The 22,614-nt window shown below is 43.8% G+C and carries 25 protein-coding genes; 24 read left to right on the top strand and 1 reads right to left on the bottom strand.

What is annotated here, in order from left to right:
* The first annotated feature begins 39 nt into the window (after positions 1-39).
* The 23 genes from QWV57_RS15945 to darT all read left to right on the top strand — a co-directional run bounded on the left by QWV57_RS15945 (position 40) and on the right by darT (position 20,859).
* Positions 40-1,746, top strand: coding sequence for a hypothetical protein (locus tag QWV57_RS15945; protein ID WP_133051531.1), 1,707 nt, complete (start codon positions 40-42; stop codon positions 1,744-1,746).
* A complete protein-coding gene (locus QWV57_RS15940) occupies positions 1,743-2,006 on the top strand; it encodes a hypothetical protein (protein WP_023633638.1) in 264 nt (87 codons plus the stop codon). Before QWV57_RS15945 ends, QWV57_RS15940 begins: the two co-directional genes overlap by 4 nt.
* Positions 1,993-2,433 (top strand): YaaR family protein, encoded by a 441-nt coding sequence (locus tag QWV57_RS15935; protein WP_020756448.1) that lies wholly within the window; start codon positions 1,993-1,995, stop codon positions 2,431-2,433. Before QWV57_RS15940 ends, QWV57_RS15935 begins: the two co-directional genes overlap by 14 nt.
* A gap of 24 nt (positions 2,434-2,457) precedes the next feature.
* The gene (locus QWV57_RS15930; protein WP_044744237.1) at positions 2,458-2,865 is read left to right on the top strand and encodes a TIGR03826 family flagellar region protein; all 408 of its coding nucleotides are present in this window, start codon (positions 2,458-2,460) and stop codon (positions 2,863-2,865) included.
* A gap of 68 nt (positions 2,866-2,933) precedes the next feature.
* Positions 2,934-3,203 carry a flagellar biosynthesis anti-sigma factor FlgM gene (gene flgM, locus QWV57_RS15925; protein ID WP_023633640.1) on the top strand — a complete coding sequence of 90 codons (270 nt, stop codon included), beginning with the start codon at positions 2,934-2,936 and terminating at the stop codon, positions 3,201-3,203.
* Positions 3,200-3,733, top strand: a complete 534-nt coding sequence (locus tag QWV57_RS15920; protein WP_023633641.1) for a flagellar protein FlgN — start codon at positions 3,200-3,202, stop codon at positions 3,731-3,733. The genes flgM and QWV57_RS15920 overlap by 4 nt, the downstream gene beginning before the upstream one ends.
* A gap of 121 nt (positions 3,734-3,854) precedes the next feature.
* The gene (flgK, locus tag QWV57_RS15915) at positions 3,855-5,396 is read left to right on the top strand and encodes a flagellar hook-associated protein FlgK (protein ID WP_023633642.1); all 1,542 of its coding nucleotides are present in this window, start codon (positions 3,855-3,857) and stop codon (positions 5,394-5,396) included.
* Between the two features lie 10 nt (positions 5,397-5,406).
* Positions 5,407-6,306 carry a flagellar hook-associated protein FlgL gene (gene flgL / locus QWV57_RS15910; RefSeq protein ID WP_031212447.1) on the top strand — a complete coding sequence of 300 codons (900 nt, stop codon included), beginning with the start codon at positions 5,407-5,409 and terminating at the stop codon, positions 6,304-6,306.
* Between the two features lie 21 nt (positions 6,307-6,327).
* Positions 6,328-6,882 carry a DUF6470 family protein gene (locus QWV57_RS15905; RefSeq protein ID WP_033006521.1) on the top strand — a complete coding sequence of 185 codons (555 nt, stop codon included), beginning with the start codon at positions 6,328-6,330 and terminating at the stop codon, positions 6,880-6,882.
* Between the two features lie 20 nt (positions 6,883-6,902).
* On the top strand, positions 6,903-7,337 hold the full coding sequence (gene fliW / locus QWV57_RS15900; RefSeq protein ID WP_023633644.1) for a flagellar assembly protein FliW: 435 nt from the start codon (positions 6,903-6,905) through the stop codon (positions 7,335-7,337).
* Positions 7,338-7,349: 12 nt separating this feature from the next.
* Positions 7,350-7,592, top strand: a complete 243-nt coding sequence (csrA, locus tag QWV57_RS15895; RefSeq protein WP_301100081.1) for a carbon storage regulator CsrA — start codon at positions 7,350-7,352, stop codon at positions 7,590-7,592.
* A 2-nt stretch (positions 7,593-7,594) separates the two neighbouring features.
* Positions 7,595-7,780 carry a hypothetical protein gene (locus QWV57_RS15890; RefSeq protein ID WP_081132561.1) on the top strand — a complete coding sequence of 62 codons (186 nt, stop codon included), beginning with the start codon at positions 7,595-7,597 and terminating at the stop codon, positions 7,778-7,780.
* Positions 7,781-7,933: 153 nt separating this feature from the next.
* Complete coding sequence (locus tag QWV57_RS15885) at positions 7,934-9,079, top strand: flagellin N-terminal helical domain-containing protein (RefSeq protein WP_301100080.1); 1,146 nt, start codon at positions 7,934-7,936, stop codon at positions 9,077-9,079.
* A gap of 147 nt (positions 9,080-9,226) precedes the next feature.
* Positions 9,227-11,905, top strand: a complete 2,679-nt coding sequence (locus QWV57_RS15880) for an Ig-like domain-containing protein (RefSeq protein WP_301100079.1) — start codon at positions 9,227-9,229, stop codon at positions 11,903-11,905.
* A 131-nt stretch (positions 11,906-12,036) separates the two neighbouring features.
* Complete coding sequence (locus QWV57_RS15875) at positions 12,037-13,842, top strand: motility associated factor glycosyltransferase family protein (RefSeq protein WP_301100078.1); 1,806 nt, start codon at positions 12,037-12,039, stop codon at positions 13,840-13,842.
* Positions 13,843-13,868: 26 nt separating this feature from the next.
* A complete protein-coding gene (gene pseB, locus QWV57_RS15870) occupies positions 13,869-14,837 on the top strand; it encodes a UDP-N-acetylglucosamine 4,6-dehydratase (inverting) (RefSeq protein ID WP_301102127.1) in 969 nt (322 codons plus the stop codon).
* 37 nt (positions 14,838-14,874) lie between these two features.
* Positions 14,875-16,059, top strand: a complete 1,185-nt coding sequence (pseC, locus tag QWV57_RS15865; RefSeq protein WP_301100077.1) for a UDP-4-amino-4,6-dideoxy-N-acetyl-beta-L-altrosamine transaminase — start codon at positions 14,875-14,877, stop codon at positions 16,057-16,059.
* Between the two features lie 12 nt (positions 16,060-16,071).
* Entirely contained in the window at positions 16,072-16,803 is a 732-nt protein-coding gene (locus tag QWV57_RS15860; protein ID WP_301100076.1) for a glycosyltransferase family protein, read from the top strand.
* A gap of 14 nt (positions 16,804-16,817) precedes the next feature.
* Entirely contained in the window at positions 16,818-17,909 is a 1,092-nt protein-coding gene (pseG, locus tag QWV57_RS15855; RefSeq protein WP_301100075.1) for a UDP-2,4-diacetamido-2,4,6-trideoxy-beta-L-altropyranose hydrolase, read from the top strand.
* The gene (gene pseH / locus QWV57_RS15850) at positions 17,906-18,463 is read left to right on the top strand and encodes a UDP-4-amino-4,6-dideoxy-N-acetyl-beta-L-altrosamine N-acetyltransferase (RefSeq protein WP_064552176.1); all 558 of its coding nucleotides are present in this window, start codon (positions 17,906-17,908) and stop codon (positions 18,461-18,463) included. Before pseG ends, pseH begins: the two co-directional genes overlap by 4 nt.
* Positions 18,460-19,518, top strand: a complete 1,059-nt coding sequence (gene pseI / locus QWV57_RS15845) for a pseudaminic acid synthase (protein ID WP_301100074.1) — start codon at positions 18,460-18,462, stop codon at positions 19,516-19,518. Before pseH ends, pseI begins: the two co-directional genes overlap by 4 nt.
* Positions 19,519-19,921: 403 nt before the next feature.
* Entirely contained in the window at positions 19,922-20,071 is a 150-nt protein-coding gene (locus QWV57_RS15840) for a hypothetical protein (protein ID WP_301100073.1), read from the top strand.
* Between the two features lie 182 nt (positions 20,072-20,253).
* The gene (gene darT, locus QWV57_RS15835) at positions 20,254-20,859 is read left to right on the top strand and encodes a type II toxin-antitoxin system toxin DNA ADP-ribosyl transferase DarT (protein ID WP_301100072.1); all 606 of its coding nucleotides are present in this window, start codon (positions 20,254-20,256) and stop codon (positions 20,857-20,859) included.
* A gap of 20 nt (positions 20,860-20,879) precedes the next feature.
* Here the strand turns inward: darT and QWV57_RS15830 are convergent, their stop codons facing one another.
* On the bottom strand, positions 20,880-22,247 hold the full coding sequence (locus QWV57_RS15830; RefSeq protein WP_015373741.1) for an ISLre2-like element ISGsp3 family transposase: 1,368 nt from the start codon (positions 22,245-22,247) through the stop codon (positions 20,880-20,882).
* A gap of 70 nt (positions 22,248-22,317) precedes the next feature.
* On the opposite strand from QWV57_RS15830, the gene QWV57_RS15825 reads away from it, so the two are divergent.
* Positions 22,318-22,605, top strand: a complete 288-nt coding sequence (locus QWV57_RS15825) for a DarT ssDNA thymidine ADP-ribosyltransferase family protein (protein WP_301100071.1) — start codon at positions 22,318-22,320, stop codon at positions 22,603-22,605.
* The last annotated feature ends 9 nt before the right edge of the window (positions 22,606-22,614 follow it).

Genomic DNA, 22,614 nt, shown 5'->3' with positions numbered 1-22,614 from the left:
TATAAAAAGTAGGAGAACAAAGAGCGAGGAAGAATAATGATGCGTATTCGTCACGATCAACTATCCAATGAGGTCGCCGCACCGGCTGTTTCATTGCAGCCGGGGAGCGTGCAGATGGCGGTAATGAAAGAAAGGTTCAACGATCAAGAGGCCGTGGTCGCCATCGGCCAACAGGATGTACGCGTCCACTTTGTGGATGGCGTCCCAAGCGACCGTTCGTTTATGGTGCGGCTTGTGAAGCAAGAAGGTGGAACTTGGATGGCGCAAGCGGTGCCACTATCGTCTATAGGGCGGTTTCTGCCATCTTCGTTGGACGATGGAATCGATTCATGGCTGTCGGCCCGTGGCATTCGCCTGACCGAAAAGGAAAAAGAAGCCGTTCGTCGTTTTTGGGAGACGGAAGGCGGCTCGATAAAGAAAAAACAGGAAACCGTCGCTGCTTTGGCGGCGAAACAGCTCGAGGTGACCGAGACGCATTTGCGCCTAGCGCATGAAGCGCTCCATGGCCCGCCGCTCGGAGACCTGTTGGCGCCGTTGTTGACGAAAACGGAACCGGAAGAAACCCATGAAGCAAAAGCGGCGCCTGTTCGTGAACAAACGGAGCGATTGGAAGGTTCGCGTGCGTATGCGGTTGCATCGGAGCTGGTTCTTTCGACGGCAGAGGCCCGGACGTTTGCCGTGACGGTAGTGACGGAAAAAATGGTGCAACTCGTGCACGATTTTCGTGTTTGGCAGCGTGATATGGTCCGTCAGCTCGAACAATTTGCGCATGCCGCTGCCCAACAGTCGACAGAGCGAGCCGCGCCGCTTGTTGAGTCGCTCATTCATTCACTCGACCGCATGCTGTTGCACGGGGAATGGTTGTTGTTTACTGACATGAAAACGGAAACGAAGTTGCTTGAGGCGGGGGCGAAATTGGCAGAAGCGAAACGCGGCCTTGCTGAAGGAAAGACGGACGAAGCGGCCAAGACGGCGCGTGAAGTGAAAGCGTTGTTGGAGTCGCTCCGCTTTCAGCCATCTGAACAAAAAGTACAGCGGTTTTTCATGGAATCGGAAGCGTGGCAGGGCACGAAGCCGCACGAGCAGCTGTCGCGCCTTCTGAAACATGTGGACCAAGCGCCCAACGATGGCGCATTATCGGCGAGAGGAGTCTTTGAATCGCTGCGCCGCCTCGGCTTTTTCCATGAACAAGAGACCGCCCGTGCGCTCTTGAGCGGAGAGCGATTACAGCCGGTCGAGAATTTGAAGGCGATGCTGCTGTCATGGGTTGAGGAAGGAACGGCTCCTGCGCAGGCGGAACGGCTGCTCATGAATCTTACCGGCCAACAGTTGCTCAACAAATTTACTGTTGACAGCCACACCCAAACTATGTTGTACCAGTGGCCACTCTCGCTTCATGGTGAGATGGCGACCGTACATGTGCACGTCAACGCTCGCAGCGGTGACGGACAGCTTGACTGGCAAAACTGCCGCCTCTACTTTTTGTTGGACACGAATCAAGGCAAAGTCGGCATTTCCTTGCAGTCGGTCGAACGGCAGCTGTCCGTGACGGTGGAAACAGAACATGAGCGGTTGGCGGCGGTGTTGCAGTCATGTGCGGCGACAGTCAAAGACCATTTGGAACAGATCGGTTATCGGGTGCAACGCCTCACTTTCCAACCGATGAACACCCAAGACCAAGAGCGGGCGGCGACAGACAGAGTGAAGACGGAAAACGAAACGAGCCAGTGGGAGTGGACGATATGAACAGACACCGTTACGCCCCTGCTTTCAAATCATATGAGCAACATCTTGGCCGACAGCCGCGGCAGCTCGCTGATGAGGTGGCCGACAAGGCGGGGCGGGCGGGCATTCCGCTGCCCCATGACCGGGAGTTGCTGAGACAGCTGGTCGATCCGGTGCCGCGCGTCCCGCCGCAGCTTTACGCGGTGATCGGGGAAGTTTTAAAATGGATTCAGAAGCTTGATGAACAAGGCGGTAGGAGCGAAGAAGATGGAGATCAATAAAATTGCCAACACCCCATCGGTTCCAATCGGCAAAAAAGCGGCGGCTTCTTTTTCGCCATCCGTGTCATTTGCCGAGCTGACCGCCAAGGAGCAGGAAAAGCTGCGAAACGAGCGGCTGAGGCAGCTGGCGGATGAAATCGAACAGCAAGGAAAAAAACTGGCCAAGTTGCGGACGGTTGACGATTTGCGGCGGTATAAACAGCTCGTCAGACAATTGCTCGATGAAGCGGTGAACCATGGCTTGAAACTGACGGAGCAGTATGGGTTCCATTGGAGCGGCCGTTCCCGCGTCTATCATATCGTCAAAACGATCGACCAAAAGCTGCTGGACGTCACAAACGCGGTGCTCGAGCAAGAACGGCCGAGGATTGATTTGCTGCAGACGTTGGGGGAAATTCAAGGGTTGATCGTCAATTTGTATACGTAATGGGCACATTGGGAGGGGAGAATGATGAACTTAGAAAATTGCCCGGTTTGCGGCCGTCTGTTTGTCCGCTCGCCGTTTCGCGATATTTGCCCGTCTTGTCATGAAGAAGAAGAACGGCAATTTCAAACCGTGGTCCAATTTTTGCGGCGCCGGGAAAACCGGTTGGCGACGATGGAGCAAATTGTCGATGCGACAGGGGTGCCTGAGACGCTGCTGGTCAAATTCATCAAAAGCGGCCGCTTAACGTTGGCGCAGCTGCCGAATTTAGGATATCCGTGCGACCGTTGCGGCAAGCTGATCCGCGAAGGCAGAATGTGCGCTGACTGTTCAAAAGATTTGCAAGGGCAGCTGGAAATGGTGAAAAAAGAAGAACAGAAGAAAAAACAGGTGTTTCGCACGTATTACACCGACAAAGAGCGAAATGGCCGCTAAACAAATGAATGGATTGACCGATAATAGTAGTAAGACAACAACGTGAGGAACGGATAGGAGGAATCGCAGTGAGAATCGATAACCGGTTTTCGATTGGCGTTCATCCCTACCGTCAGTACTCGGGCGCCCCACAAGGAAAAACAGGGCAAACCGGGCGGCGGGATCGCGTCGAAATTTCCGAGGCGGCAAAAGAGCTGCAGCAACGCTCCACTTGGGCCGCCGAGCGGGAAGAGAAAGTGCGCCGGTTGAAGGAACAAATCGACAACAGAACGTATGAGATCGATGCCCGCGCCATTGCGGAGAAACTATACAAGTTCTATAAGGGCGATGGCCAATGAACACAAGGGTAGAAAATCGCCGAACCGATGATGAACAGCGTGCGCCAGCGCTGCAGCTGATGGCGCTCCTTGACCGGCACTTGACGCTGCACCGGCATTTGCTTCAATTGGCCTATCAAAAAACGGACGTATTAAAACGAGGCGATATGGACGGATTAATGCAGCTGATCCAAAAAGAACAAACTGCTATCGCCGCCATCCAGCAGCTCGAGCGCGAGCGGGCACAACTCGTCGCCGCATGGTCCGATGGCGGGCATCCGCTGACATTGGCCGATTGCTTGCCGAAAATGGACGAGGAGGAGCGGCAAAAAGCCGAACAGTTGGCTAGCGAGTTGCTCGACGTGATCAACGAGCTCCAGGCAGTCAACGAGCTGAATGGGCAGCTCATCCGCCAGTCGCTGCAATGGGTGACGCTGATGTTGGACCAATTGATGCCGCAGCCGCCCAACGTGAACTATACCGCGCCAAACCAATCAACGAGACAATATGGACATGGACGAAGCCGTTCACTCTTTGATTCCAAAGCATAGCAGCACAAGTCACCGACGGAAAATAAGGAGAGATCGATCCATCCAACAGCCGTCAAAACGAAACAGAGCCGCTAGGCAGAAAACAGCGGACAATCATTAGAAGATGAAAAGGAGGGGCACGATGGGATCGACGTTTCACGGGCTTGAAGTCGCCAAGCGCGGCATGGCCGTGCAGCAAATGGCGCTATACACGACCAGCCATAACATTGCCAACGCCAATACGCTCGGCTATTCCCGTCAGCGTGTCAATTTTGTCCAAAGCGAGCCGTACCCGCCGGCGTCCCTCAACCGCCCGCAAATTCCGGGACAGATGGGGACGGGGGTCGAGGCGGGGTCGATTGAGCGGGTGCGCGACCGCTTTTTTGACTGGCAATACCGCGGCGAGAACAACAAGCTCGGCTATTGGCAAGCCCAAGCCGATGCATTAAAAAAAATGGAGGACATTATGAACGAACCGTCCGACAGCGGTTTATCCAAAACCATGGATCAATTTTGGCAGGCGCTCCAGGATTTAAGTGCAAACCCAGAAAATACAGGGGCCCGCTCGGTCGTGCGCCAGCGCGGACTGGCGGTGGTCGAGACGTTTCATTATTTGGCCGATTCGTTAACCTCTATTCAAAACGATCTCGCCAATGAAATTCAAGTGACCGTCAAATCGATCAACTCGATCGCGGAACAGCTGTATAAAATCAACCAACAAATCGCCGAAGTCGAACCGCACGGCTACTTGCCGAACGATTTGTACGATGAGCGCGACCGACTGCTCGATGAACTGTCTGCGCTCGTCAAAATCGAAGTCGAGCCGAAGCCAAGCGGCGGCAATGCGCTGAAAACGGCGGAGGGGTCTTATGATGTATATATTTTTGATGGCAACGGCCAGCGTCAGCTGCTGGTCAATGGCAACCAAGGATACCAGACGCTGTCCGTATCGCCGAGCGCCAGCTCCTCCCCGGAGATGCCGACCGGTCCGCTTACCGGACTTTCGCTTGGAGGCTCTTCCATCCCGTTTGTCGCCTCCGGCAAGTTGAAAGGGTTGATCGAGGCCTACGGATATGATGACGGAAGCGGTGTCAAAGGCATTTATCCCGATATGTTGAAAAAGCTCGATACGCTCGCGTATTCGTTCGCCAAACGGTTTAACGAAGTGCACCAAACAGGGTATACGCTCAGCCCGAGCAACCCGGGAGGGCTGTTTTTCAGCGATTTGACGCAAGTGGACGGGGCAGCGAAAGCGATCCAATTGTCATCCAATATTGATGATTTAAACAATATCGCCGCTTCATCAGCGCCGAACGAACCGGGGAACGGCTTAAACGCCATTCGTCTCGCCAATGTCAAAAACAGCAATTTTGCCAACCTGCAAGATCCGGCGCCGTCGGTCTCGTATCCGATCACAGCGGGCACGCTGCAGGCGTATTACGAAAGCATGATCGGCCAGCTGGCGGTCGACACCCAACAGGCGAACCGCCTCGTCAACAACTCCGAAGTGCTCCGCCAGTCGGTGGAGGAAAGGCGGCAGTCCGTCAGCGGGGTGTCGCTCGATGAAGAAATGACGAACATGATTCGGTTTCAGCACGCCTACAACGCGGCGGCGCGCACGATTACAACGATTGATGAAATGCTCGATAAAATCATTAACGGCATGGGAATTGTCGGAAGGTAGGTGAGCGATGATGCGCGTCACGCAATCGATGTTGACGCAAAATATGCTGCGCAACTTGAGCCAAAGCTATGAACGGCTCGGCAAAATTCAAGACCAGCTGTCCACCGGCAAAAAAATTGCCCGCCCGTCTGACGACCCGGTCGTGGCCATCAAAGGGATGGCGTACCGGACGAACTTAACTGAGGTGGAACAGTTTAAACGCAATTTCTCCGAAGCCCATAACTGGATCGATGCGTCCGACTCGGCGCTTAACGAAGCGACGCAAGTGCTCCAGCGCATTCGCGAGCTCGTCGTCCAGGCAAGCAACGATACGTATGAGCAATCGCAGCGTGAGCATATCGCGAAAGAGATCGATGAGCTAAAAAACCATTTAGTGTCCATTGCCAACACACAAATTGCGGGCAAATACATTTTCAATGGCACGGATACCCTTCGACCGCCGGTCAACTTGGACGACCCAGTGAACAAAGTGTCGACGAACACAGAACAAGTGAAAATCGAGCTGTTAAAAGGCATCCAGCTCCCGGTCAACGTCAATCCGACGCGCGTCTTTACGTACAGCGCGACTCCAGGACAAGGGCTGTTCAGCGATTTAGAAGCGCTTGTGAATGACTTGGAAGCTGGCAAGAGCGGCCAAGAGCTGAACGGTTATTTATCCTATATTGACAAGCACATCGACAACGTCTTGGCCGAGCGTGCCGAGCTTGGCGCGCGAAGCAACCGCCTTGAGCTGATGGAAGCGCGTGTCGATGAACAGGAAGTGATCGCCCAACAAATTTTGTCGGACAATGAAGACGCCGATATCGAACGGGTCATTACCGATTTGAAAACACAGGAAAGTGTGCACCGCGCCGCCCTTGGCGTCGGCGCCCGCATCATTCAGCCGACGCTGCTCGACTTTTTGCGCTAAGCGGATAAGGGGGAGATGACGATGCAGCTGCCGCAGATCCGCTTGCAGTCAACGATGGCGAAAATCGCCATCGAAACCGTTCCGGCGAAACTAGAAATCCAACAGCCGCCTGCCGAGTTGGAAATCGAGCAATCTCCGGCCCGACTCACGATCCGTACGACGCCGTCCAAGCTAACGATCGATCAGACAAAAGCGTGGGAAGACATGAACTTAGAACATATCTTCCGCCGCATCGAAAAGTTTGCTGAACAAGGATACAACGATTGGCTTGACGGGCTGGCCCGCGTCTCTCGCCAAGGCGACGAGCTCATGCGCATTGAGGACGGCGGCAACCCGATCGCCGAGCAGGCGAAAGAAAACAGCGAAACTCCGATGTACGAATTCAACATCGGCTGGGTGCCGTCCCCGTTCAGCGTTCACATATCCTATACTCCGGCGGATGTGGATATTCGCTTTGAGGCACGCAAACCGGTCATCCGCGCCCGCACGCATCCACCGGTCATTCGCTACATGCCGGGCGAGGTGGCGATCCGCCTCGCCCAGCGCCCGTCGCTTCACATTGACGTCGTCATTTGAGGAAACAGGAGGGACGATTCATGAATATCGACACCAAATACCACGGAACCGTGGCGGTGAAGGAAGAAGACATTATCCATTTCCCACATGGCTTGCCCGGATTCGCCGACGAAAAGCGGTTCGTCCTTCTTCCGCTCGCCGACACGCCGTTTGTCATCTTGCAGTCGGTCGAGACCCCTGCGCTCGGGTTTGTGCTGATTGAGCCGTTTTCGTACTTTCCAACATACGAATTTGAACTGGATGAAGCGACGGTCGAACAACTTAACATCGAAAGCGAACGCGACGTCGCGGTGTACGTGATCCTCACCGTCGCCGACCCGTTTCACGAGACGACGGCGAACTTGCAGGCACCCGTGGTCATTAACGTCCATAAGCGCCTCGGCAAGCAAGTGATCTTAACGAACCCCCCGTACAAAACGAAACATCGCCTCTTCCCGGAAAAAGTGGCGACGTAAAGGAGGCGGCTTATGCTTGTTCTAACGCGCAAACTGAAAGAAGCCATCCAAATCGGCGATGACATCGAAATCACCGTCCTTGCCATCCAAGGAGATCAAGTAAAGCTTGGCATCAACGCGCCAAAACATATCGAAATCCATCGCAAAGAAATTTATCTTGCCATCCAAGCTGAAAACAGCGCCGCCTCCCACGCCTCCAAAACATCGCTCGAGCAGCTGAACGAGCAATTAAAACATTGGAAAGGGGGGAAATAGTGATGAGCGTCAGCATCGGCGGAGTGCCAGTCCAGGGTATTGTCGCCCGCATTGTGCAAGATAATAAGGCCATTGCCGAACAAGCCTTAAACGAAATCATTAACAAACATAAAGACGATCCAGCACGCATCATCAAAGAAATCCAACAGCCTTCGCCATTTTCTCAATTTCTTGACATCAAAATCTAAAAAATTTGCGCCAACCTATTAAACTTCCAAAAAACAAACCGATATAAAAAATGAACGCGGCATAGCGAAGAAAGGCGGCCGACTTTCTTCCTATCCGCAAATCTATCATTCCACAAGGACGTGGAAGAAAAAATTTTCAAGGAGGAAGAGAATATGAGAATTAACCACAACATTGCAGCTCTTAACACGTATCGTCAATTAACGATGGGTACTAACGCTGCTTCAAAATCAATGGAAAAGCTATCTTCTGGTCTTCGCATTAACCGCGCAGGCGACGACGCTGCAGGTCTTGCGATTTCTGAAAAGATGCGCGGACAAATTCGTGGGTTGGAAATGGCTTCTAAGAATGCCCAGGACGGGATAAGTCTTATCCAGACGGCGGAAGGAGCTTTAAACGAAACTCATGCAATTCTACAACGTATGCGTGAACTTGCAGTTCAAGCTGCAAACGACACAAACACAGACGCTGACCGTGCAGAAATCCAAAAAGAGATTAACCAATTAACAGACGAAATCGACCGTATCGCAACAACAACAGAATTTAACACTAAGAAATTATTAAATGGTGATTTAAAAGGAGTTAGCGCTTCTACAACATCTACTTTAAAATTTGAACAGTCTAGCCAAGCAATTGGTTTTTCTGCTATTGCTTCAGCAGCTAAGGCATTCACTGTGAGTGATACAATTCGTATTCGCCGAATTGATACTACTGCTGCTACTAACTTCTCAATTTCGAATGCTTTAGGTAATATTACTTTAACACTAGATACTACTACTGGTGCATTAGACCATGCTACAGCAGGTACTTTAGCTAATTTAAATTTAAATAATTTCGAAGTCGGTCAAACTTTAACAATTACAATTACTGGCGGAGAAGCAAAACAAACTACTGACAAAGCTTTGCGTTTCCAAATCGGTGCAAATACTGCACAAGAAATGAGCGTAGATATTAACGATATGAGCGCTCAAGCTCTAAAAATTAAAAACGGTACAACTTACTTAGATGTATCTACTCAATTCGGAGCGGAAGCTTCAATTGCACAACTAGATGTAGCGATTGAAAAAGTTTCTGCTGAGCGTTCTAAACTTGGTGCGTTCCAAAACCGCCTAGAACATACGATTAACAACTTAGGTACATCTGCTGAAAACTTAACTGCAGCTGAATCTCGTATCCGTGACGTAGACATGGCGAAAGAAATGATGGAATTCACTAAGAACAACATCCTTTCTCAAGCTGCTCAAGCAATGCTTGCACAAGCAAACCAACAACCACAAGGTGTACTTCAATTACTCCGTTAAACAATAACATAATAAATATTGAGACAAAAGACCTTAGATCTTCTAAGGTCTTTTTTAAAATAATTAAATGGAAAGTTGTAGAATTTTGATAAGTATTTGGTTTGCTAGCGTAAAAAATGCTTATTTAGGTGAAAGGAAGAAAAGGCTGTGGTTGTATATAAAAATAGATTTGTCTTGTTTTTCTTTTTTCTAGTTTTAGTAGCTTCTTTTACGTTTGGATCTGATAAAAATGTAGCTAAGGCACAAGCGAGTGGAGGACCTATTATTTTAATGGGGATAGATGCTGAGGATGGTGGTATAGGAGGGCACGGTCCTATTTCCGTTTACCAAACAATTGTTAATTCAATGTTAGCTAAGGTAACAAACGGTGGATCAGGGATTTTAGTAATTGGAGCAAATTCTCAATGGGTCAAAGATTTTTGGAATGAAATTGGGAAAGGTACAGGTCAATCGATTACATTTGTAAATGGACAAAATATTGAAACTTACTCTTTCTCTGGATATGCTATGATTGCTATTTGCAGCGATGAATATAATACTTTTGGTGGTCTAAAGCAAGTAGAACATGATAGTTTAGTAAAACGTCAAAACGATATTGCTTCCTTTGTCAATAACGGAGGCGGCCTGTTAGGGTTTTCATCTGATTTTATAAATCCGTATGCCTATATTGGTGCAATTGGTAATGTTACAGTAAACATTAATCAAAGCTATATGGATATTACACCGAATGCTGAAGGTCAGGCAATTGGTATTACTGATGCACTTGATGTATGTTGTTGGCATGACGAATATATTTCTTATCCAAGTTTTCTAAAAGTATTGGCTACATCACCTACGGGGAAGGCAGCTGTTATAGGTGGTTTAGAAATTGCAGTACCGTCTAAATTAATTGTCAGTCCAAGCAATGTATCCATTGCACATGGGCAACAAATTCCCCTATCGGTTATTGTTGATGATGGTATAAATAAGCAAGATGTTACATCCACTTCAACTGGCACAGTGTATACAAGTAGTTCTCCTTATGTAGTTGTTGACGATAACGGTGTAATTACTCTTACGCCAGAGGCACAAATAGGAGATACGGCTATTATCACTGTTAAACATAATACTTTTTCAGCCTCTGTGAAGGTAACAGTTGATAAACCTGTTACGGAAGTATCATTAACGGAAATTAGTACAACTGACCAAGTAACATTAGGACCTGGAGAAAAACAGCAACTAAAAGTAATAGCTACATATTCGGATGGCACTCAAAAGGACGTAACATATGCAACTGCTGGTACTACCTATGAAAGCAGTATGCCAAACGATATTTTAGTAAGCCCAAATGGAATGATTACAATAAGCGAAAACGCCCCATTTGGTGAAGTTGGGACAATCACTGTAAAAAACCAAGACAAAACTACTACTGTACAAGTAAAAATTAGTGATCCACCTATTAAATTAACAGTTACCCCTACAAGTTCAACTAAAAAAGCCGGTAGCACACTGCAACTAAAGGTAGTGGCAGAGTTCTCGGATGGTACTCAAAAGGATGTAACAAAAAATACTAACTATATGAGTAGCGATACGGGATTAGCGATTGTCAACAATTTGGGTTTTGTTACCATTCCAAATACGGCACCAGATGGGGTTGTAACTATCCGAAGCAAGTATGCGGGATTAGAGGCTATGACAACCATTTCTATATCTTCTGTCCGAGAATTGGTAGATGTAAAAATTTCACCTAGTAACTTAACATTAAACCCAGGGGAAACAGAACATCTGCATGTAACAGCTGTTTATTCAGATGGAACGACAGAAGATGTTTCAAGTAAAGCGACATATAGCAGTAGCAATACAAATTTAGTAAGTGTGGATGCACATGGTATGCTAATGGTTCCTGACACATCTACCGGTGGAATTGTTTATGTATATGCTACCTATAATGGAAAAACAGTTTACTCAATTGTTAAAGTAGAGATACCGCAATTGTTGAGTTGGGAAATTAGCAACCCAAGTTCAACAACAATAACAATGAAGCCAGGGGATCAATTACAGTTGAGTGTAACGGGAAATATGTCGAATGGAACCACAGTGGATTTAACACCAGGGTCGACTGGAACGACATATGCAAGCAGCAATACGAGCCGCGCAACGGTCACAGCGGATGGATTGGTGCAAATCCCTGCCAATGCATCTAACGGTATTGTGTATGTAAGAGTAACACGTGGAAGTAATACAAAAGCGATTACCATTACAGTACAGTTGCCATCTACGCCAACTGTAAGTAGTTTGACGGTGAATCCAACTACGGTAAAACTAAAGCCAGGAGATAAACAGCAAATAGCGGTTACGGCAAAAATGTCAGACGGGAGTACGCAAGATGTGACAGCAGGCAGCAGTGGAACGGTATATACAAGCAGTGATGCGAACCGTGCGACAGTGACAGCGGATGGACTTATTGAGATTCCAGCAAACGCAACCAATGGGATTGTATATGTCCGTGCCACAAATGGGGGCAAGACAGTAGCGGTGACAGTAACGATTGAGGCACCGACACTAGTGAACTGGGACATTAGCAATCCAAGTTCGAAAACAATAACAATGAAGCCGGGGGATCAATTACAGTTGAGTGTAACGGGAAATATGTCGGATGGAACTACAGTGGATTTAACACCGGGATCGACTGGAACGACATATGCAAGCAGCAATACGAGCCGCGCGATGGTCACAGCGGATGGATTGGTGCAAATCCCAGCCAATGCATCCAATGGTATTGTTTATGTAAGGGTATATCGAGGTAGTGAGGTAAAAGCCATTACCATTACAGTCAGCTCTTCTTAGTTGTTAATGCAAATATTCTACAATACAATATGTAATAATGCAGTATGTATTGCTTATGATTTATAATAGAGACGTAGTAATTCTGCGTCTCTAAACTTTTTATTAAAAATAAACTTTAGGGTGATAAGTAAATGAACTTTCTAGAAACAAATATTGCTTCTTTAGCGAGAAACTCCAAAAATATGATTTCTGAAATTAAAGAGTCTGATTTGAAATTTTTGTATGTCAATAAGATAGGGGATTCAGAATTTTTTGTTGATAGAAATGAAAAGATTTACGAAATTCGAAACGAAATAATCGAGGAAGATAAGCCGAATAAGAAGATTAGACAACTTTATTTTATTATTGGGATATATAATGTTGATGAAATTAAATTTATGATTGAAAATGCGAACAAGAATACATTTTTCATTATTATAGAACCTGAATTATCTTTCTTATTAGCAGCGATGCAGAATAAAGATTTGACTTTTTTAGAAAAAGACAATGTAATGATTGTGGCGCAGCCTGTAAACCAATTACAAGCAATATTGGAGAAAATATTTACTACATTGATTGTTTTTTTAACAGCAAATGTAAAAATTTATGCGACTTATTATTATAGAACGTATGACTTAGCTACATATAAAGAAATAGTTAAGATTATATCAAATAGTATTAAATATAAACTTTTTACATTAGGAAATTCCGTAGAGGATTCTTTAATTGGATTAGCTCATAACCTTTTAAATATTCGTTATTTAAACGGTTCTTTAGATGTGAGGGAATTAAAGAATAAATTCAAAAATATTCCTGCTATTATTGTTTCAGCGGGGCCTTCACTTGATAAAAATATTCATCATTTAAAAAATGTAAAAGGTAAAGCTTTGATATTTGCAGTCGATACAATTCTTGAAAGGTTATTAAAAGAAGGTATTATCCCTGACTTTGTGTTATCGATTGAAAGGATTAACGAAGTGTACGAGTATTTTTATAAGAATAAGGAAATCCCACAAGATATAACTTTAATAGCTCCTCCAGTAATTAAACCAATAATTTTTCAAGAGTATAAAGGAAAGTATATTATCCCATTAAGAAACGAGGTTAGTGAGTATAGATGGCTTGATGGTATCTTGAACTTTGGGGAAAAAGCTTTTGTTACTATGGGGAGTTCTGTTGCTCATTTGGCGTTTGGTATGGCAGAACATTTCGGAGCTTCTCCGATTATATTAGTAGGTCAAGATTTGGCTTTTTCTGAAGATCTTAACAAAACCCACTCTTCCGGAACGATTTATGATAAAAATCAATTTACAATGCATGAAGAGCCTAAATATGAAATAGAAGGTTACTATGGCAATAAAGTTTTAACCCGTAAAATTTGGTTGGATTTTAAAAAATGGTTTGAAATACAAATATTAAACCGCGGTATCAAAGTAATAAATGCGACGGAAGGTGGAGCAAAAATAGAGCATACTGAATCTCTTCCTTTAAAAGAGGCAATAGAAACATATTGTACTCGAATTATTGATGTGCAAAAAGTTTTAGAGGAATGTCCAAAATATACAGTAAACATTAATGATGTTATAAAAAAGTTAGAAGAAGAAATAAAAAACATTAAGAAGATTAATCATCAAGCAAATGAACTGAATAGTAAGTTACGCAAAATATCATTACATGATAAGGCATCAACTGACGAATTGCTTAAAGTACTGAACGAAATGAAACAGGTTGATTTATTACTATCTGCTATATACAAACATAAATTAGTGGTCCATAATCTACAGTCACAAATTGTAAATTCTTTTCGGAAATTATATAGTTTGGAAGAAGTTTTATCAACAGAAGTTGTTCGACAAAATTTAAATATTCAATTGGAATTTACTGAAGTAGTTGCCAAGATAACAGAAAATATCATTAAAGTAATTGAAGATTGCAAATCACAATTAGCAACAAAATGATTTTAAAGGAATTGAGGTTGGAGATTATGCATTTGTCTGGAAAGGTGATATTAGTTACAGGCGGAACAGGTTCATTTGGAAGAAAATTTGTTAAAAGAGTTCTCGAGTATGATGTAAAAAAGGTTATTGTTTTTAGTCGTGATGAACTTAAACAATTTGAAATGGCTCAAGAATTTAACGATCCAAGGTTGAGGTTTTTCATTGGAGATGTACGCGATAAAGATCGTTTATGCCGTGCCTTTGATGGGGTGGATATTGTTATCCATGCAGCAGCAATGAAGCAAGTACCAGCTTGTGAATATAATCCGTTTGAAGCAGTTAAGACAAATATCTATGGTGCTCAAAATGTGATTGAAGCTGCTATTGATCGTGGGGTAAAACGAGTGATTGCTTTAAGTACTGATAAAGCTTGTAGCCCAGTAAATCTTTATGGAGCGACTAAATTAGCATCTGATAAACTATTTATTGCTGCTAACTCTTATGTCGGTGATAAAGATACGAGATTTTCGGTAGTTCGTTACGGAAATGTAGTTGGCAGCCGTGGAAGTGTTGTACCTTTCTTTAAAAAAATTCGTCATACAGGTAAATTACCGATTACAGATGAAAGAATGACACGTTTCTGGATTACTCTTGATCAAGGTGTTCAATTCGTTTTAGATAGTTTGCAACGGATGCGTGGCGGAGAAATCTTTGTTCCAAAAATTCCAAGTATGAGAGTAGTGGATCTAGCAAAAGCGATTGCTCCGGAATGCGAAATCGAGATTGTTGGAATTCGGCCAGGAGAAAAGTTACATGAAGCGATGATTACAGAGGATGACGCAAGACATACTGTTGAGTTTGACACATACTATGTTATCCAACCAGAATTTCCTTGGTGGTCAAAAGAGGCAGTTGAAGGAGGAAAACCTCTTCCAGAAGGATTTAAATATACAAGTGATACAAACACTCAATGGCTAACGGTAGAAGAGCTACGGGCATTAGTAGAAGAAATGTGAGTACATTTCTTCTACTGCTTTTTTAGGAGATGATAGAATGGAGAAAGAAATGATCTTTGAGCCAATCCGAGATTCATATTTGCCTTATGGAAGGCAATGGATTGATGATCAGGATATTGAAGCAGTTGTAGAAGTATTAAAAGGAGATTATTTAACAACTGGTCCGTATGTCTCAACATTTGAACAAGCGGTTGCGCAATATGTCGGTGCTAAATATGCCGTTGCTTTTTCGAATGGTACGGCAGCCCTCCATGGTGCTTGTTTTGCAGCTGGAATTGGTCAGGGAGATGAAGTGATTACAACTCCAATGACTTTTGCTGCGAGTGCGAATTGTGTGCTTTATCAAGGTGGAACGCCTATTTTTGCAGATATTGATGAAAAAACGTATAATATTGATCCAAATAAAATTGAGGAAAAAGTCACTGATCAAACGAAAGCAATTATTCCAGTTGATTTTACAGGTCAACCGGTTGATTTGGATCGCATTTTAGAAATTGCTAAAAAGTATAATCTTGTTGTCATTGAAGATGCGGCTCATGCCTTAGGAGCAACATATAAGGGAAGAAAAATCGGTTCCATTAGTGATATGACTATGTTCAGCTTTCACCCAGTAAAACATATTACATCGGGTGAAGGTGGTATTATTACAACGAATAATGAAGAGTATTATGAAAAATTATTGCAATTCCGCTCTCATGGAATTACACGTGAGAAAGACAAGCTAAATGAATATCACGGTCCTTGGTATTATGAAATGCAGTTTCTTGGTTATAATTATCGAATGACCGATATTCAAGCGGCGCTAGGCACAAGCCAGCTGAAGAAAATTGATAAATTTGTTGAACTGCGTCGGAAGTATGTTGCGATGTATAATGAAGCATTCAAAGATATGGATGAAATTATAACTCCATTCCAACATGAAGATGGAGAATCAAGCTGGCATTTATATATTATTCGATTAAAATTAGATAAATTAACAGTGTCAAGACGTGAAATTTTTGAAGCATTGCAACAACAAAATATTGGTGTCAATGTGCATTATATACCTGTTTATTTCCAACCTTATTATCAACGATTGGGTTACAAAAAAGGGATTTGTCCGAATGCTGAAAAACTATACGAAGAAATGATTACGTTACCTCTATTTCCTGCAATGAGTGAAGAAGATGTAAATGATGTAATCAAAGCAGTGAAGAGAACGATAGACTATTATAAAAAATAAGAAGGTGGAAGAGTGAAAGTTGCTGCTATTATTCAAGCACGGATGGGTTCAACAAGGTTTCCGGGGAAAGTGTTGAAAAAAGTACTGGGTAAAACGTTACTTGAATATCAAATTGAAAGGGTAAAAAGGGCGAAAACGATTGATGAAATTATTATTGCCACAACTACGAAAGAAAGTGATGACCCAATTGTTCAACTTTGTCAGCAACTTTCGATTCCTTATTATCGTGGTTCGGAAGAGGATGTGTTGTCACGCTATTATGAAGCTGCAACAGAATTCGGTGTGGATGTAGTTGTTCGTTTAACATCTGACTGTCCGATTATTGACCCAAATGTTATTGATAAAGTTGTTGAACATTATTTAGAAAACAAGGATCGATACGATTATGTTTCAAATACATTGACTCGTACATATCCGCGGGGATTGGATACAGAAGTGATGTCTTATGAAGTGTTAAAAAAAGCTCATGACGAAGCAAAAGAGTTGATATATCGGGAACATGTAACTGCCTATATATATCATCATCCTGATCAATTTAGACTTTGTAATGTTTCAAATGAAAAGGACGAAAGTAAGCATCGTTGGACGGTAGACACAGAGGAAGATTTTCTATTAATTAAAAACATATTAGAAACATTGTATCCACTCAACCCATTGTTTACTTTAGAAGACGTCATTCAGATTTTACGGGACAAGCCTGAATGGGTAGAGATTAATGCCCATATCCAACAAAAGAAACTATAGGTTGTGTTTTCAAAATGAATGTTGTATTTAGGGTTGACTCATCGGTAACGATTGGAACGGGTCACGTGATGAGATGTTTAACATTAGCAAGACAACTAAAACAAATGAATGCTAACGTTTCTTTTATATGTAGGGATCTTGAAGGAAATTTAATTAACTTTATTAAAGATCATGGTTTTACCGTTTATGTTCTACAAAAAATTAGGATAAATGAGACAGACAATAACGATACTTTTAAATGGTATAAAGAAAACTGGCAACAAGATGTGCGTGAAACTCTATACATAGTAGAATCATACATTCACTCAATAGATTTTTTCATTGTCGATCACTATGGTTTAGATGAAAAATGGGAATCTAAGCTTAAGCCCTTTACAAAGAAACTAATGGTGATTGATGATTTGGCAAATCGGAAGCATGTTTGTGATTTTCTTCTTGATCAAAACTTGTATTTAAATTATCAAGAGAGGTATAAAAATTTAGTTCCTCCTGAATGTAAGCAACTATTAGGACCCAATTATGTGTTGTTAAGGGAAGAATTTATCGAAGCTTCTCGTCAGAAACGCATTCGTGATGGGGAAATTCATAACATTCTTGTTTTCTTTGGTGGAACAGACCCTACAAATGAAACGATCAAGGCACTGAATGCATTAGCTTTATTAGAAAATAATATAAAAGTAAATGTTGTTGTTGGTTCATCTAATAACAGAAAAGCTGAAATTCGAGAATATTGTGATCGATATCCCAACTTCTTTTTTCATTGCCAAGTGTCAAATATGGCAGAATTGATGAATGAAGCGGATTTAGCAATTGGAGCTGGTGGAACAACAACATGGGAGAGATGTTATTTAGGGCTTCCATCCATTACAATTATTGTAGCGGATAACCAAATAGAGTTAACAGATGCTGTTAGCAAGTTTGGTGCGACTATTAATCTTGGATTTAGTCATGAAGTTACATCTGATCAAATATTTGAAGCTGTAAAGGATTTAATCGAGCATCCTAAAAAAGTTCAATTACTATCTGAATGTGCTTCTAAACTTGTCAATCACAAAATTGTAAATACTTATCCAGTTGCTAAGGCAATTATGGAGGAACTAAAATGAACTTATTAGAACGTGCAAGACTAGAAGATATGAATTCCTCACATTTAGAAATGGTATTAAACTGGCGGAATCAAGAACATATTCGGGCGGTAATGTTTCATGATCGGGTCATTTCGCTAGAAGAACATAGGAAATGGTTTGACAGAGTTAAAAGAGACAAACGAACCATTGTAAAGATTTTTTACTTAGAAAATGTTCCGGTTGGGGTTGTGAATTTTACTAATATAGATTTTGAAAATGGCAAATGTTCTTGGGGATTTTATATTGGTGATCAAAGCGCGCCAAAAGGTTCAGGAACTTTAATGGGATATTTAGCCCTAAATTTTATATTTGACGAGTTAAACATCCGTAAATTATGTGCCGAGATAATAGACTCCAATGAAAGGAGTATTCGTTATCATCAGCGGTTGGGGTTTAGAACAGAAGGTGTATTGAAAGAACATGTCCTTAAAAATAATCAATATGTAGATGTAATCTTAATGGCATTATTTAATAAACAATGGAAAGAACAAAAAAGTAAAATACGATATATGATAGAAGGAATGAGAGTATGAACGAAATTATTGTTGAAGGAAGAAAGATTGGACCAAATCATAAACCTTTTGTTATTGCAGAAATGTCTGGTAACCATAATCAATCTCTAGAGCGAGCTTTGGAAATTGTTGAAGCGGCCGCAGAAGCAGGGGTAGATGCATTAAAAATACAAACATATACGGCGGATACAATGACATTAAATATTGAAAATCCAGAGTTTAAAATTGAAGATCCGGATAGCTTGTGGAATGGAAACACTTTATACCAGCTTTATCAACAAGCTTATACTCCATGGGAATGGCATAAGCCGATTTTTGATAGATGTCGTGAGTTAGGAATAATTCCGTTTAGTACCCCATTTGATGAAACCGCAGTAGATTTTTTAGAGGAATTAGATGCACCGATGTACAAGATTGCATCTTTTGAAAATAACGATATTCCACTCATTAAGAAAGTAGCTTCTACAGGTAAGCCGATGATTATTTCAACTGGAATGGCGACTGTAGCTGAATTAGATGAAACAGTAAGAGCAGCGAGAGAAGCAGGCTGTAAGGATCTAGTTCTTTTAAAATGTACAAGCACCTATCCTGCCTCTCCTGAAAATACAAATATACTAACCATTCCGCATATGAGAGAATTATTTGACTGTCAGGTTGGATTATCAGATCATACAATGGGAATAGGTGTGGCTGTTGCCAGCGTTGCATTAGGAGCAACAGTCATTGAAAAACATTTCACGTTATCAAGAGCAGATGGTGGGGTAGACTCTGCATTCTCAATGGAGCCTGACGAAATGAGAGCATTAGTAATTGAAACAGAAAGGGCGTGGCAGGCATTAGGGGAAGTGAAATATGGACCAACTGAGAAAGAAAAGGCATCGTTGAAATTTAGAAGATCGATTTATGTTGCGAAAGATATTAAAGCTGGAGAAAAATTCACTAAAGAAAATATTCGAGTTATTCGACCGGGATATGGTTTAGAACCAAAGTATTTTGAAAGAATTATTGGATTAACAGCGAAGCGAGATTTAAAAGCTGGCACTCCTTTATCGTTTGATTTACTTTTTAAAGAATAAGGGGAATTTCCGTGTTATTGGACAAACAACATAAACATTCATGAGTGATTTTACTCCTCACTCAAGAATGAAAATCTATCCATCCTTCCCGTAATGATGCTTAAACACAAACAGGTGAGGAAGACGTGCTGTTTATTGCAAAATAAAAATGGCTCTTACGCATATTTGGTGAATAGCTTTCTCCCGCCTTATTGGAGATTTTTGTTGTTTTGTGAAATAACAATTAAATTCTATAGAGGCCCTTTTTTCTAACAAGTCTAGTCTATTCGGCCATACATCATTCGTTGAATGTTTTTTAACCGGTTTATTTGTCTTCCTAGTATCCCATTGATGTATGGGGAAGAAAAGCGTGTTCTACTGTCTGCAATTGCTGCGCAAGTTGATTATTGGTGCACAGGGGAGGATGGATATTTTTACGGATAAAGGCGATTTCATGCTTTTGAAAATGGAAAATAAGCATGAATGGATTTTGAATGAGAAGAAGCGAGTTGGATTGCATGAAAAGTGGGATGAAAAAACGTTTGTTGAAATGATGAGGCGGGCAGTCGCATGACGATGGCTTTATCCAAAGTCATGGATTGGTATGAAGCGATGGCAGAATTGCAAGCTCTTGCCAAAAACAATTATCAAAAGAAGTCATATAAAAAGATACAGTTTATAATCTCTTGAACCAATAGCATCAAGTCGATCTCCCCTCAACACTTTTACTATTATTTCCGTTCAGGGTGTTTAATAATGATGGATAGAAAATGGCTCTACCATATCACCCACTATAGCAACCTTTTATCTATCTTTTGCCACGGTGGATTAGTGGCAAATAACGTGGCGAAGGTGAAAAGTATATCATATGTCAATATTGCGCATACGCGTATACAAGCTAGGAGGTCAATCACATCAGTTCCGCTTCCTCCTTATGGCACCTTGCATGATTATGTTCCTTTTTACTTTGCACCTAGGTCACCAATGTTATATGCTATTAACAAAGGACGTGTAGACGGGTACACAAAAGGACAAGATGAGATTATTTATCTCGTGTCTAGGACAGATGTGATCCATCATAGAGGATTAGGTTATGTGTTTACGGATGGGCATGCCATTATGAAATTTACTGATTTTTATAATAATTTGAATGATTTGGATAAAATCGACTGGAACGTTATGCACTCTCAATTTTGGTTTGAAACGGAAGAGGACCCCGATCGGGAAAGAAGAGTCAGTCAAGACTTTGTGGAGAACATTTTTTCGGTTCACTACGGGCGTTGTCAATCACTAGTTAGCGAACCATTTTCAGGAATTGATATCGTAAGCGCTTTCGGACTCTCATCCCTCATCTTGAGGTGATGATATTGTATTCCATTTTTTTACACCCAACCAAAATCCCGAAGCGCCGACAACGCTTGATGGATCGGCGTCCCGGATGACCGCTGCAGACACGGTAGATTCTGACGCACCACATCTGCCCACAACCGTCCTGCCTTCCGTTTGGCCTGTTCAACCCGCTTGGACTTCGTCGAGGCCGAGGCTGCCGTTCGGGTCTCTTCTTCCTCCACCAACTGCCCATTTCTCCGCCAAATCCCGTCGATTCGGGCTGCCATCGCCCTCAGAAACGCCCGAAGCCCTTGGTCTTTCCAGCTGCGGCGGGATTTCACCCGATGCGCAAACCGGCTCATCACGCTCTCGGCGTGGCCCATCGGACGCATGCCGGTCGTCTCCACCCCTTGCTCCGACAGCCACTCCCGATAGTCCCGGATGCATCCCGGCATCGACTCGATCCGGCGGATCATGGCAGCCATCTGCTTCTCTTTCGCTTCGTCCTCCAACGTGCCGACCGCGCTGTTCAGCTCCACCAGAAGCCCCTCTTCGTCTTGTTTCGCCAGCTTCTTCCGCACCTCCCGCCAACGCGGATGGCCGGACAGACACTGACGCAGCTCCCGCGCCACATGAAATCGATCCAGCTGAAAGCACGCCCGCTTCCCAAAATACTCCCGGCAGGCCGTGATCCACGACGCCGCGTCGCCGTTGATGATCAAAAGGTCCCGGCACGGATCATAGGCATATTCGTTCATCAGCCACTCTTCAAACCGTTCCCACACGTCTCCCGCCCCTTCATGGAGGTAGTGGCGCCGGTTCACGAGCTCGAGCTGCGAACCGTTTCGTTTCCATCCCTCGTGAATCGCCAGGATTTTCTCTTCTTTCGCCCGTTTCCCTTTCCCCTGGCGGGAAATGAACAGCCCATCCGCCTCCACAAACAGCACTCGGCCGTGCCGTTTGGAAACAGGGTGGTGCAGCGAGACAGGGGCCTCCAGCACCAGTTGGCGAATCGCCTCGTGGCTCATGACCGCATACCCCACGATCGACTCCAACGTACGGGCCGCTTTGCGGTAGGAAGAGCACTCTACGGCCAACTCGACCGCCGTTTCCTCGAGGCAAGGGCTGATCGACTGCGCTCCATCAAAGCCCAGTTCGGCATCCAGCAAGAAGGTATACGCCCCCGCCTGCCGATCATAGTAGTAGTTCCGTCGAAACGTCACTTCTCCAAACAGCGTTTGGATCGTGGTCGGCCGTTTGTCTTTCAGCTGATACCGGCGCTTGTCCCGCGCTTCCGCCAGTTGTTGATCAATCTCCTCCAAAAGGGCCGCCAACAAGACAGCGAACACCTTTTGAAGAGTTCTGACTAATTGTTCCTCCAGCTCTTTTAATAAAGGCCATTCTGTGGTAAGATGTTTCATGGACTCTCTCCCTCCTGTTTTCGGTTGATGTTGACAATCACCATCATAGCAGGGAGAGAGTCCTTTTTGCATGACATTTGCTTTTTTCTACCGCGCTTCGCTTGGTGGCCCCGACGAGCGTCGCGAACAAAAGTTCGCAACCCTCGTCGGGGATCATTTCGGAATGTCACCCACAAATATTTTACTCACACGGGAAAGAAGAAGGCAAGCGGAGTTTTTAGTGTATCAATTTGTTCCTATTGATATGATTTCAGGCATTGGGGTTAAAAATGATAAAATGAAGCAAAAAGTTGAAGAGATTATGTACCAATGTCATTGCCATAAACCAATAGCTGTCCGGCCACATTGGTACTACTGAAGGAGGTGA

The sequence above is a fragment of the Geobacillus zalihae genome (assembly GCF_030414215.1).
In the GTDB taxonomy this organism is placed as follows: domain Bacteria; phylum Bacillota; class Bacilli; order Bacillales; family Anoxybacillaceae; genus Geobacillus; species Geobacillus zalihae.
Note: the sequence above shows the minus strand (reverse complement) of the source record. Positions and strands in the feature narration are given on the sequence as shown.

What these genes read in the sequence shown, in the direction of transcription:
- QWV57_RS15945 (WP_133051531.1), top strand. Translation starts at nt 40, where the DNA reads ATGCGTATTCGTCACGATCAACTATCCAATGAGGTCGCCGCACCGGCT.
- QWV57_RS15890 (WP_081132561.1), top strand. Translation starts at nt 7,595, where the DNA reads ATGAGCGTCAGCATCGGCGGAGTGCCAGTCCAGGGTATTGTCGCCCGC.
- QWV57_RS15875 (WP_301100078.1), top strand. Translation starts at nt 12,037, where the DNA reads ATGAACTTTCTAGAAACAAATATTGCTTCTTTAGCGAGAAACTCCAAA.
- pseC (WP_301100077.1), top strand. Translation starts at nt 14,875, where the DNA reads ATGGAGAAAGAAATGATCTTTGAGCCAATCCGAGATTCATATTTGCCT.
- darT (WP_301100072.1), top strand. Translation starts at nt 20,254, where the DNA reads ATGATGGATAGAAAATGGCTCTACCATATCACCCACTATAGCAACCTT.
- QWV57_RS15930 (WP_044744237.1), top strand. Translation starts at nt 2,458, where the DNA reads ATGAACTTAGAAAATTGCCCGGTTTGCGGCCGTCTGTTTGTCCGCTCG.
- flgK (WP_023633642.1), top strand. Translation starts at nt 3,855, where the DNA reads ATGGGATCGACGTTTCACGGGCTTGAAGTCGCCAAGCGCGGCATGGCC.
- QWV57_RS15905 (WP_033006521.1), top strand. Translation starts at nt 6,328, where the DNA reads ATGCAGCTGCCGCAGATCCGCTTGCAGTCAACGATGGCGAAAATCGCC.
- QWV57_RS15825 (WP_301100071.1), top strand. Translation starts at nt 22,318, where the DNA reads ATGACATTTGCTTTTTTCTACCGCGCTTCGCTTGGTGGCCCCGACGAG.
- pseB (WP_301102127.1), top strand. Translation starts at nt 13,869, where the DNA reads ATGCATTTGTCTGGAAAGGTGATATTAGTTACAGGCGGAACAGGTTCA.
- pseI (WP_301100074.1), top strand. Translation starts at nt 18,460, where the DNA reads ATGAACGAAATTATTGTTGAAGGAAGAAAGATTGGACCAAATCATAAA.
- QWV57_RS15920 (WP_023633641.1), top strand. Translation starts at nt 3,200, where the DNA reads ATGAACACAAGGGTAGAAAATCGCCGAACCGATGATGAACAGCGTGCG.
- QWV57_RS15940 (WP_023633638.1), top strand. Translation starts at nt 1,743, where the DNA reads ATGAACAGACACCGTTACGCCCCTGCTTTCAAATCATATGAGCAACAT.
- QWV57_RS15885 (WP_301100080.1), top strand. Translation starts at nt 7,934, where the DNA reads ATGAGAATTAACCACAACATTGCAGCTCTTAACACGTATCGTCAATTA.
- pseH (WP_064552176.1), top strand. Translation starts at nt 17,906, where the DNA reads ATGAACTTATTAGAACGTGCAAGACTAGAAGATATGAATTCCTCACAT.
- flgL (WP_031212447.1), top strand. Translation starts at nt 5,407, where the DNA reads ATGCGCGTCACGCAATCGATGTTGACGCAAAATATGCTGCGCAACTTG.
- fliW (WP_023633644.1), top strand. Translation starts at nt 6,903, where the DNA reads ATGAATATCGACACCAAATACCACGGAACCGTGGCGGTGAAGGAAGAA.
- QWV57_RS15935 (WP_020756448.1), top strand. Translation starts at nt 1,993, where the DNA reads ATGGAGATCAATAAAATTGCCAACACCCCATCGGTTCCAATCGGCAAA.
- pseG (WP_301100075.1), top strand. Translation starts at nt 16,818, where the DNA reads ATGAATGTTGTATTTAGGGTTGACTCATCGGTAACGATTGGAACGGGT.
- QWV57_RS15830 (WP_015373741.1), bottom strand. Translation starts at nt 22,247, where the DNA reads ATGAAACATCTTACCACAGAATGGCCTTTATTAAAAGAGCTGGAGGAA.
- csrA (WP_301100081.1), top strand. Translation starts at nt 7,350, where the DNA reads ATGCTTGTTCTAACGCGCAAACTGAAAGAAGCCATCCAAATCGGCGAT.
- QWV57_RS15840 (WP_301100073.1), top strand. Translation starts at nt 19,922, where the DNA reads ATGGATATTTTTACGGATAAAGGCGATTTCATGCTTTTGAAAATGGAA.